The sequence below is a fragment of the Streptomyces sp. NPDC058872 genome, from assembly GCF_042743065.1.
Taxonomy (GTDB): domain Bacteria; phylum Actinomycetota; class Actinomycetes; order Streptomycetales; family Streptomycetaceae; genus Streptomyces.
Window position 1 is genome coordinate 108591 of sequence record NZ_JBHYMK010000021.1, and the last position, 10278, is coordinate 118868.

Sequence of the window (10278 nt, forward strand, 5' to 3'; positions counted from 1 at the left end):
TGGCCGGACCCGCGGGTCCGGGCCTCCGGGGACGTGCCGGCCCCGCGCCGGCCTCAGCGTCGGGTGATGCGGACCCGGTAGGTCCCCGACGGGTCCTCGTCGACCACCGTGATCCGGATGCCGTTGGTGCGGTCGGTGAAGGTCTCGCCGGGACCGTAGGGGGCGTCCGACAGCTCCGCGTGCACATTGGCCCGGCGGGTGCAGCCGCCGCTGGCCCGCTCGCTGTCGGCGACGGTCACCGGGCCGTGGCCGGTGTCCACGTCGGAGTCCACCCGGTAGACGAGGACGCCCTGCTCGCAGACGGCCTCGTCGTTTCCGTCCTTGCTGCGGACCTCCACCGCGTATCCGGAGGTCTCGGAGAGCGGGACGAAGGCGAGCTTGGGGCCGCCGGGGACCGCGAGCGGGGTCAGGCTGTAGTCGCCCGTGCCGGGGTCGGAGGCGCAGCTGACCTGGTCGTTGTCGAGCCAGCCCAGCTTCCACTTGTGCCAGCCGAGAAGGTCGTTGTTGGCGCCCCAGTCCTCGGACATGATGTCCCAGTGGCCGACCGTGCCGCCGCCGTCCGCGGTGTAGAGGTCGGGCAGGCCGAAGACGTGGCCGTTCTCGTGCGGCAGGACGCGGTAGCCGGTTTCGGCGAAGCTGCCGGAGCCGTCGTCCTGGCGGCTGTAGACGAAGGACGTGTTGGCGAGCGGCACGCCGTCGGCGTAGGGGGCGTCGTCGTTGCCGGAGAAGGTCACCGACAGGACGGTGTCGAGGGCGGAGGGCCCCGCGTTGGGCGTGACCAGGACGTTGACCAGGTCGTAGGCGCTGAAGTCGACGCGCGGGTCGGCGGTCTTCACGATGTCCTCGACGAGGGCGCGGTAGCCCGGCTCGTACGGGGATCCGCGCTCGATGCCGTACGCGGAGAACGCCTGGGGCATCCGCAGCCAATCGGGCACCGGGGCCTCGGCCTGGTAGTGCAGGCGTCCGTACGAGCTGACGCGGAACCAGTCGGCGGTCTGCGGGAAGAACTCGCGGAAGCGGCCCATCGCGGTGCCCTCGCCGGGGGCGTCCGGGAAGTCGACCATCAGGTTGAGGGCCCGGACGAGGCCCGTGGAGCGCACGTATCCGGGGGCCGTGGGCAGGCCCTCCGACATCTGCACCCCCATCGTGGTGGCGATGCGGCACGGCCCCAGCTGGGCGCTGCTCGGCGCGGCGGCCACCGGGCCCGCCGAGGCGGGGGCCGGCCCGGGGAGGGTGGTGCTCGCGGAGGCGAGCAGGGCGAGGGAGAGCGCCGTGGTCGCCGCCAGGGCGACGGGTCTGCGTATCCGTCGGCGGGGGTGCTGCATGCGTCGCCTCTCCGGTGGGGGAAGGTCGGCGGCGCGACCTCTGCGGCGGGTCCGCGCCGTGCGGCGGTCCGCGCCGTGCGATCAGCCTGTGACGAGGGGGGCGGGTGCGCGCGCCGGGTGGCCCGATCGTGGGCATCCGGCGGACCCCGGGCCTTGTGATGCGGCTCACAAGAAGGGCGGGAAATAACCGGGGACTCGGTCCCCGTTTACGCCTGTGTTCAACGAAGTGGGGATTCCTTCCCCGGATGACCCGTCCGAGTGAGTGTTGAGGAGGCCGTGGCGTGACCAGCACCGCAGACACCGCGCCCGCCCGCCGCGTACCCCGACCGCGGGCCGACGCCCTGCGCAACCGCGAGCGGATCGTGACGGCGGCCCGCGAGATGTTCGTCGAGTTCGGCTCCCAGGTGCCGTACGACGAGATCGCGCGCCGGGCCGGCGTCGGGAACGCCACCCTCTACCGGAACTTCCCCGAGCGGGACGGCCTCGTCCACGAGGTCGTCCTCTCGCTCATGGCCCGTCTCGTCGAACTCGCCGAGCGGGTCGTCGAGGAGGAGGACGACCCCTTCGCCGCCCTCCGCCGCTTCGCCTTCGGGGCCGCCGACGAGCGCGTCGGAGCCCTGTGTCCGATGCTCGACGGGGCCTTCGACAAGGACCACCCCGACCTGATCGCCGAACGCGAGCGCCTGGAGGAGGCCGTCCAGGGCCTCGTCGGGCGCGCGCAGCGGGCCGGCCGGCTCCGTGCCGACGTCGGAGCCGGCGACCTGATGGTCGCGGTCTCCCAGCTGACCCGGCCGCTGCCCGGATCGGGCTGCGGGACCTTCGCCCCGTTCGTCCGCCGTCACCTCCAGCTGTTCCTCGACGGCCTGGAAGCACCCGCCCGCTCCGAACTGCCGGGAGCGGCCGCGACCCTGGAGGACCTGAGGCGAGACTCCTGCTCCTCCTCCTGAACACCGCCCGGGGGCGTCCGGCCCCCGACCCGATGTGCACCACCCGCACTTCCCCGCACAGCCTTCCGCCCGTACGCGCCAAGAGGTGGCTCCACCCATGCCGAAAGTTCCCGACAACACCCTGACCGTGCCGGATCCCGGCCGCTGGAAAGCGCTGGTCTTCATCGCCCTCGCCCAGTTGATGGTCGTGCTCGACGCGACGATCGTGAACATCGCCCTGCCCTCCGCCCAGCAGGACCTCGGGATCTCGGACGGCAACCGGCAGTGGGTCATCACCGCCTACGCCCTCGCCTTCGGCGGCCTGCTCCTCTTCGGCGGTCGCATCGCCGACCTGTGGGGCCGCAAGCGGACCTTCGTCACCGGCCTGATCGGCTTCGCCGCCGCCTCCGCCCTCGGCGGGGCCGCCACCGGCGAGGCGACGATGCTCGGCGCCCGCGCGCTCCAGGGCGCCTTCGGCGCGCTCCTCGCGCCCGCCGCGCTCTCGCTGCTCGCCGTGACCTTCACCGACGCCAAGGAGCGTGCGAAGGCCTTCGGCATCTACGGCGCGATCGCCGGCGGCGGCGGCGCCGTGGGCCTGATCCTCGGCGGTTTCCTGACCCAGTACCTGAACTGGCGCTGGACCTTCTTCGTCAACATCCCGTTCGCCGTGGTCGCCGCCGTCGGCGCGTACCTCGTCGTCCGCGAGCCGGCGGGGGGCCGCAACCGCTCCGCGCTCGACATCCCCGGCGTGGTCCTGTCGACCCTGGGCCTGGTCGCGCTCGTCTACGGCTTCACCCGTGCCGAGTCGGACGGCTGGACCGACGCCGGCACCGTCGGCCTCTTCGTCGGCTCCGTGGTCCTGCTCATCGCCTTCGTGTTCACCGAGGCGCGGGTGAAGTCCCCGCTGCTGCCGCTGCGGGTCCTGACCGACCGCAACCGTGGCGGCGTCTACCTGTCGCTCGGTCTCGCCGTCATCGCGATGTTCGGCCTGTTCCTCTTCCTGACGTACTACCTCCAGGTCGTGAAGGGGTACTCGCCGCTCAAGACGGGCTTCGCCTTCCTGCCGATGATCGCGGGCATGATCGTGGGCTCCACCCAGATCGGCACCCGGCTGATGACCCGTGTGCCGCCCCGGTTCCTGATGGCCCCCGGCTTCCTGACGGCCGGCATCGGCATGCTGCTCCTCACCCAGCTGGAGATCGGCACCTCGTACGCCGGTCTGATCCTGCCGGCACAGCTGCTGCTCGGCCTGGGCATGGGCACCGCGTTCATGCCGGCCATGTCGCTGGCGACGCTCGGCGTGGACCCGCGCGACGCCGGTGTGGCCTCCGCGATGGTCAACACCTCGCAGCAGGTCGGCGGTGCCATCGGCACGGCCCTGCTGAACACGATCGCCGCCTCGGCCACCACCGCGTACCTGACCGACCACGCCGCCGGTGCGACCACCCCGGCGGCGCAGCAACTGCTCCAGCTCCAGGGCATGGTCGAGGGTTATGCCGCGGCCATCTGGTGGGCGGTCGGCATCCTGGCCCTCTCGGCCACGATCGCCTTCGTGCTCGTCAACACCGGCCGGCCCGGGGGCGGCCCGGTGGCCGGGTCCGGTGCGGGCGCGGAGGACGAGGTGAGGGTGCCGGTCGTCGCCCACTGACCCGGGTCCACGGACGACCTGCCCTGGTTCCGCGCGTTCAGCGGAGCCAGGGCAGGTCCGCGTCCGCGTCCGCGGGTTCGAGTCCCGCGGCCATCAGGCGCATGATCTCGCCGAGCTGCTCCACCTGTTCGCGGGAGAGCCGGTCGAAGAGGGCTTGGCGCACGGCCGCCACGTGACCGGGGGCGTTCTGCCGGAGGACTTCCACCCCTTCGTCGGTCAGCCGGGCGAACTGGCCGCGCTTGTCGGAGGGGCACTCCTCGCGCCGCACCCAGCCGTTCTTCTCCAGCCGGGCGATCGCATGGGAGAGGCGGGAGCGGGTGATCTTGGCGCTCCTGGCCAGTTCCGTCATCCGGAGCCGGCGGCGCGGCGCCTGGGAGAGCTGGACGAGCAGCCCGTAGTAGACGTGCGGCATCCCGGCGTCGCGCTGCAGCTGGCGGTCGAGGTGGTCCTCCAGGAGCGTGGTGGCGTGCAGGTACGCGCGCCAGACGTGCTGCTCCTCGTCGGTGAGCCAGCGGGGTTCGGTGGTGTCTCCCATGGCCCCATCGTACGACTCGTGCTTGAAAGTTGAACTATGTCGCGCTACGGTGGACCCGTTAGCTTGAAGCTTCAAGTATGGGGAGGGCGGTCACCATGAACGCCACGCCGGAAAAGGACGCCACGCGGGCACGCATGCCCGCGCTCTACCTCTCCCACGGCGCCCCGCCGCTCGCCGACGACCCGATCTGGCCCGGTCAGCTCGCCGCCTGGTCCGCGGACCTGCCCCGCCCCACCGCCATCCTCATGGTCTCGGCCCACTGGGAGGAGGCCCCGCTCGCGCTCGGGGCCACCGAGACCCTCCCGCTCGTCCACGACTTCTGGGGCTTCCCCGAGCACTACTACCGCGTCCGGTACGCGGCCCCCGGCGCCCCGCGGCTCGCCGAGGCCGTCCGCAAACTGCTCCGCGCACCCGGCACCCCCGTGCAGGACGTCCCGGACCGGGGGCTCGACCACGGCGCCTACGTGCCGCTCGTCGAGATGTACCCCGCCGCCGACGTCCCCGTGCTCCAGATCTCCCTCCCCACCCTCGACCCCCGCCGCCTCATGGACATCGGGCGCACGCTCGCCCCGCTGCGCGACGAGGGCGTCCTGATCGTCGGCAGCGGCTTCTTCACCCACAACCTCGCGGCCCTCCGGCACACCGGCCCCGGCGTCCCCGGCTGGTCCGCGGAGTTCGACGCCTGGGGGAGCGAGGCGCTCGCCGCCCGCGACGTCGACGCCCTCCTCGACTTCGCACACGCCTCGCCCGCCGGCCGCCTCGCCCACCCCCGCACCGAGCACTTCGCCCCGCTCTTCGTCACCCTGGGCGCGGCGGACGCGACCGGGGACCTCGACGCGGAGCGCTCGGTGATCGACGGCTTCTGGATGGGGCTGGCCAAGCGGTCCGTCCAGTTCGGCTGACCGCTGCGGCGGCCGGGGTCCTGTAGGGGCCGGCCGGGGTTCCGTCGGGCGGCTGCCCTGGACGGGGAAGCGCCGGGGGCCGTCCCGTTCGGGTCGATCCGCTACTCCAGCGGGGGGTTCAGCTCCATCGAACGGACCGCGGCGGCCAGGGCCGGCCGGTCGCCGACGTCCAGTGCCGCGTCGGTGAACTTGATCGTGTGGTCGTCGCCGTGCCCGGCCGCCCGCTCGAAGACCTCCTCGGCGGTGAGCGTCGTCTCCCGGTACGGTGCGGCTTCGCGCGGCGCGTAGGCCGCCGCTGCCGCCGTCCAGGCCGCCCGCACGCTCGGCGCCCACAGCGCGCGGGGGAGCGCGGGCAGGGTCCGCAGGACCGCATGGGGCGCGGTCGCCGCGTGCACCAGCATGACCGGCTCGCCGTGACCGTGCGACGCGTAGCGGTGCGTCGCCGCCGCCACCAGCTCGGTCAGCAGCGCCTCCGCCGCGTCCGGGTCCGTCGTTCCGCCCCACCGGGGGAGCCCCGTCAGCCGGGCGAGCCGCTCCCGGATCCCGCCCTGCTGCTCCGGTGCCGGCGGTACGGCGTCGAGGGCACCCCGTGCGGAAGGTGCCCCGTCCAGCGGCACCAGCGGCTGGTGGCGGGCCGCCCAGTAGCCGAGGGCGTGGGCCAGCTCGGCGCGGCGCGGGGCCGGTGGCGTGGAGCCGGCCGAGGGCCTCGTCGAGGATGCCGGTGGTGTCGGTCATGGGGCGACGCCAGGCCGGGCCGTGACGCCGGCGGAACGGGCCCGGGACCTAGTCCTCCGGTCCGGGGGACCGGGCCCCGGGACCGAAGCGGACCCGGTCCGGGCGGGCGTCGGGAGCCTCCCCCGTGCGGCGCGGGCCCCTTCCGGGCGAGAGGGGCACGGGCGGGCAACCACGCGGGGCGCCGGCGCGTCTGAAGGGGTGGCGCCGCATGTGAGGGCGATCTCACCGACAGTGCGGTCGTGGATCCGTCGGGGCGCCCGGGCCATCGGCCGCGCCCGGTCTGACCTGCACCTCCGCAGGTCCCCGTGGCACGCCCGTGTGGACGGAAGCCGCGCAGGATACTGCATGATCGCGAAAATCCATGTGCCTGGTGGGAATTCTGTCCTGATTCCAGTCGTTGTTTCCGTCGGATGCAGGGCACCCGGAAGGGTGTCGCGACCTACTCAGCAAGGGAGCACGCATGGCAACCCGTGCCGTCGCCCGTCGTCAGACCTCCGCCCAGAGCGGAGCCGCACGGGCAAGCAGCGTTCGCGCCGTGGGCGGGGAGATCGCCGACCGCGACCTGGTCGGCATGTACCTCGACGAGATCGCGCGCACGCCCCTGCTCGACGCCGCCAAGGAGGTCGAGCTCTCCCAGACGATCGAGGCCGGCGTCTACGCCCAGCAGATACTCGACGGGGACGTCGAGAGCGAGGCGGGCGGAGCGACCCGAGAGGAGCTCGAAGCGCTGGTCGCCGAGGGCGAGCGTGCCAAGGACCTCTTCATCAAGTCCAACCTGCGGCTCGTGGTGGCCGTCGCCCGGCGCTATCCGCGCAGCGGGCTGCCGCTGCTCGACCTGATCCAGGAGGGGAACGCCGGCCTGGTGCGCGCGGTCGAGAAGTTCGACTACGCGAAGGGCTTCAAGTTCTCCACGTACGCCACGTGGTGGATCCGCCAGGCCATCACCCGGTCCATCGCCGACCAGTCCCGGACCATCCGGCTCCCCGTCCACCTGGTGGAGGAGCTGGGGCGGATCCGTCGGGTGCAGCGCGAGTTCAACCGCGAGCACGGGCGCGAGCCGGAGCCCGCGGAGGTCGCCGAGGAGCTCGGCTCGACGGCGGAGCGGGTCACGGACGTCCTGGACTGGGCGCGGGACCCGGTCTCCCTGAACATGTCGGTGGACGACGAGGGCGAGACCCAGTTCGGCGACCTGTTGGAGGACACCTCGGCCATCTCCCCGGAGCAGTCGGTCCTCACCCTGCTGCGCAGCGAGGAGCTGGACGACCTGATCGACAAGCTCGACCACCGCACGGCGTCGATCATCCGGATGCGGTACGGCATCGAGGACGGCCGCGAGCGGACGCTGACGGAGGTCGGCAAGCAGCACGGCTTGACCCGCGAGCGGATCCGTCAGATCGAGAAGCACGCCCTGCTCGAACTGAAGAAGATGGCCCACGACACCGGCTTCGACGCGGTGGCCTGAGGAAGCCGCGCGACGGCCCGCCCGTAGGGCCCGGGGCCTCCCGGGCCCTACGGGCGCGGCCGGTCAGGCGCCGGACGCCGCCGCCAGCCTGGCCGCCAGGGCCCGCATGTGGACGATCAACGGCTCCGGACCGTGGACGGTGAAGTCGACGTCCATCAGGGCGAGGCGCAGGGCCAGCCACTCCACCGAGTCGGGGACCCGGGCCCGCAAGCGGCAGCGGCCCGGGGCCGTCTCGGTCGGCACGAGGTGTGCGGGCAGACGCGCGGCGACCGACGGGGCCGGGGCGGCGAACTCCACGTCGAGGTCCACCTCGCCCTGGGCCCGGGCCATCGAGCGGGCCGTGTAGCTGGCGGCGTCCCCCTCGGGCAGCTCCCGCGGGGCGAAGCGGGCCCCGGTCGGGAAGGGCTCGCTCACCCGGTCCACCCGGAAGGTCCGCCAGTCCTCGCGCCCCAGGTCGTAGGCGACGAGGTACCAGCGCTGGCCGGTCGACACCAGCCGGTACGGCTCCACCAGCCGCTTGGTCTCCGCGCCGTCCCCGGCCCGATAGCCGAACCGGAGCCGTTCGTGCCCGGTCACCGCACCCGCGAGCGCGGTCAGGGTGGCGGGGGTGACGGTGGCCCCGTCGCCCCTGGTCAGCGGGATCGTTGCGTGCTGCAGGGCGGAGACCCGGTACCGGAGCCGTGCGGGCAGCACGTGTTCCAGCTTCGCCAGGGCCCGTACGGACGCCTCCTCGACGCCCTCGATGGCGTGCCCGGCACCGGCGCGCAGACCGACGGCGATCGCGACGGCCTCCTCGTCGTCGAGGAGCAGCGGCGGCACGGCCGTACCGGCGACGAGGCGGTAGCCGCCGACCGCGCCCATGGTCGCCTCGACGGGGTAGCCGAGTTCGCGCAGCCGCTCGACGTCCCGGCGGATGGTGCGCGTGGAGACCGAGAGTCGGGTGGCGAGTTCGCTTCCGGGCCACTCGCGCGGGGTCTGGAGGAGCGAGAGCAGGGTCAGGAGCCGTGCCGGGGTGTCCGTCATGTCTCCAGGATGCCGCGCAACTAGGACGTGAACTGGCCTAGATGGGTTCTACCTTTCCCCCATGAGTTCACACGACGCCACCCTGGACGCCGGGGCGGCCAGCGACAGACGGCGATGGATCGCCCTCGCCATCGTCATGACCGCCGCCTTCATGGACCTGGTCGACGCCACGATCGTCAACATCGCCATCCCCAGCATCGAGAAGGACCTCGGCGCCTCGTTCGGGGCCATCCAGTGGATCACCGCGGGGTATGCGCTGGCGTTCGCCGCCGGCCTGATCACCGGTGGGCGGCTCGGGGACATCTACGGCCGCAAGCGCCTCTTCCTCCTCGGCACCGCCGGCTTCACGATCGCCTCCGCGCTGTGCGGCTTCGCGGCCAACCAGGAGATGCTGGTCGCCTCCCGTCTGCTCCAGGGGGCGACGGCCGCGCTGATGGTGCCGCAGGTCCTCTCGATCATCCACGTCACCTTCCCGGCCCACGAGCGGGGCAAGGTCTTCGGAATGTTCGGCGCGATCATCGGCCTCGGTGCGGTCTCCGGCCCCCTGCTCGGCGCGCTGCTCACCCAGGGCAACATCGCGGGCCTGGAGTGGCGACCGATCTTCCTGATCAACCTGCCGGTCGGCATCGCGGGCCTGCTCCTGGGGCGGAAGTTCATCGCCGAGTCGAAGGCCCCGAAGGCGCTCCGGCTCGACCTGATCGGCGTGTTCCTGGTGACGACCGCGCTGTTGATGCTGATCTACCCGCTGACGCGCGGCCGTGAGCTGGACTGGCCGCTGTGGGGCCACCTGATGATGGTCGGCAGCCTGCTCGTCTTCGGGCTCCTCATCGCCTACGAGAAGCACAAGACGGCCAAGGACGGCTCACCGCTCGTCGAACTCTCGCTGTTCCGGGTGAAGAGCTTCGCGGCCGGCATCGCGGTGCAACTGACCTTCGGCGTCGTGCTCGGCATCTTCTTCCTGGTCTGGACGCTCTACATGCAGATCGGACTCGGCTGGAGCCCGCTGAAGGCGGGCCTGACCGGGGTGCCGTTCTCGATCTCGGTCTCGGTCGCCGCCGGCCTGTCCGTGCAGAAGCTGGTGCCGCGCTTCGGCCGCAAGGTGCTCCAGGCGGGCGCACTGACGATGGCCGCGGGCGTCCTGCTCTACCTCTTCGAGGCCGGACGGTACGGAACCGGGATCCAGCCCCTGCAGATGATCGCGCCGCTGGTCGTCATGGGGCTCGGCATGGGCCTGATCGTGGCGCCGCTGACGGACGCGGTGCTCTCGGACGTGCCGAAGGAGCACGCGGGTTCGGCCTCGGGCCTCATCAACACGACCGGGCAGATGGGCAATGCACTCGGACTCGGCCTGGTCTCGGTGGTCTTCTTCGGAAGCATCGACGACGAGCGGCTCGCCCGGGTCCCGGCCGAGGTGGGACCGGCGTTCACCGACGCCTTCCAGAACGCGCTGGGATGGGCGGCGGCGGTGCTCGCCGGAATCTTCCTGGTGATGTTCGCGCTCCCGGCGAAGCCGAAGCAGCACCTGGAGGGCGGCGGCGAGGCGGAGGCCGTCACCGAGAAGGAGCCGGTGCTCGCGCACTGACCTCCGTACGGCGGGGCCCCGACCCGGGAAGCACCCGGGCCGGGGCCCCGCCGTCGGTACCGGTACCGACGGCGGGGGCGGGGCCCGGGCCCCCCCCCGGGGCGCGGGCCGCCGCCGCCCCCGGGGCCGGGCGCCAACCC

At 72.8% G+C, this 10278-nt stretch carries 8 protein-coding genes and 1 pseudogene; 5 read left to right on the forward strand and 4 right to left on the reverse strand.

Going from position 1 to position 10278, the window contains the following annotated elements:
• Positions 1–53 precede the first annotated feature (53 nt).
• Positions 54–1325 (reverse strand): M6 family metalloprotease domain-containing protein, encoded by a 1272-nt coding sequence (locus ACFW22_RS16260; RefSeq protein ID WP_386404063.1) that lies wholly within the window; start codon positions 1323–1325, stop codon positions 54–56.
• A 281-nt stretch (positions 1326–1606) separates the two neighbouring features.
• Here ACFW22_RS16260 and ACFW22_RS16265 point away from each other — a divergent pair, with 281 nt between their 5' ends.
• Complete coding sequence (locus ACFW22_RS16265) at positions 1607–2272, forward strand: TetR/AcrR family transcriptional regulator (RefSeq protein ID WP_386404066.1); 666 nt, start codon at positions 1607–1609, stop codon at positions 2270–2272.
• Positions 2273–2369: 97 nt separating this feature from the next.
• Positions 2370–3899 carry an MFS transporter gene (locus ACFW22_RS16270; protein WP_386404069.1) on the forward strand — a complete coding sequence of 510 codons (1530 nt, stop codon included), beginning with the start codon at positions 2370–2372 and terminating at the stop codon, positions 3897–3899.
• A 37-nt stretch (positions 3900–3936) separates the two neighbouring features.
• Here the strand turns inward: ACFW22_RS16270 and ACFW22_RS16275 are convergent, their stop codons facing one another.
• Positions 3937–4434: a MarR family winged helix-turn-helix transcriptional regulator gene (locus tag ACFW22_RS16275; RefSeq protein WP_386404072.1), complete on the reverse strand. Its 498-nt coding sequence runs from the start codon at positions 4432–4434 to the stop codon at positions 3937–3939.
• Between the two features lie 95 nt (positions 4435–4529).
• Between ACFW22_RS16275 and ACFW22_RS16280 the strand changes: the two genes are divergently transcribed.
• Positions 4530–5336: a dioxygenase gene (locus ACFW22_RS16280; RefSeq protein ID WP_386404074.1), complete on the forward strand. Its 807-nt coding sequence runs from the start codon at positions 4530–4532 to the stop codon at positions 5334–5336.
• A gap of 101 nt (positions 5337–5437) precedes the next feature.
• Here the strand turns inward: ACFW22_RS16280 and ACFW22_RS16285 are convergent.
• Positions 5438–6016: pseudogene (locus tag ACFW22_RS16285) on the reverse strand (hypothetical protein); the annotation flags it as partial.
• A 515-nt stretch (positions 6017–6531) separates the two neighbouring features.
• On the opposite strand from ACFW22_RS16285, the gene ACFW22_RS16290 reads away from it, so the two are divergent.
• The gene (locus ACFW22_RS16290; protein WP_386404077.1) at positions 6532–7533 is read left to right on the forward strand and encodes a sigma-70 family RNA polymerase sigma factor; all 1002 of its coding nucleotides are present in this window, start codon (positions 6532–6534) and stop codon (positions 7531–7533) included.
• Positions 7534–7596: 63 nt separating this feature from the next.
• Here the strand turns inward: ACFW22_RS16290 and ACFW22_RS16295 are convergent, their stop codons facing one another.
• Complete coding sequence (locus tag ACFW22_RS16295) at positions 7597–8556, reverse strand: helix-turn-helix transcriptional regulator (protein ID WP_386404080.1); 960 nt, start codon at positions 8554–8556, stop codon at positions 7597–7599.
• 61 nt (positions 8557–8617) lie between these two features.
• Between ACFW22_RS16295 and ACFW22_RS16300 the strand changes: the two genes are divergently transcribed.
• Complete coding sequence (locus tag ACFW22_RS16300; protein ID WP_386404083.1) at positions 8618–10138, forward strand: MFS transporter; 1521 nt, start codon at positions 8618–8620, stop codon at positions 10136–10138.
• Positions 10139–10278 lie beyond the last annotated feature (140 nt).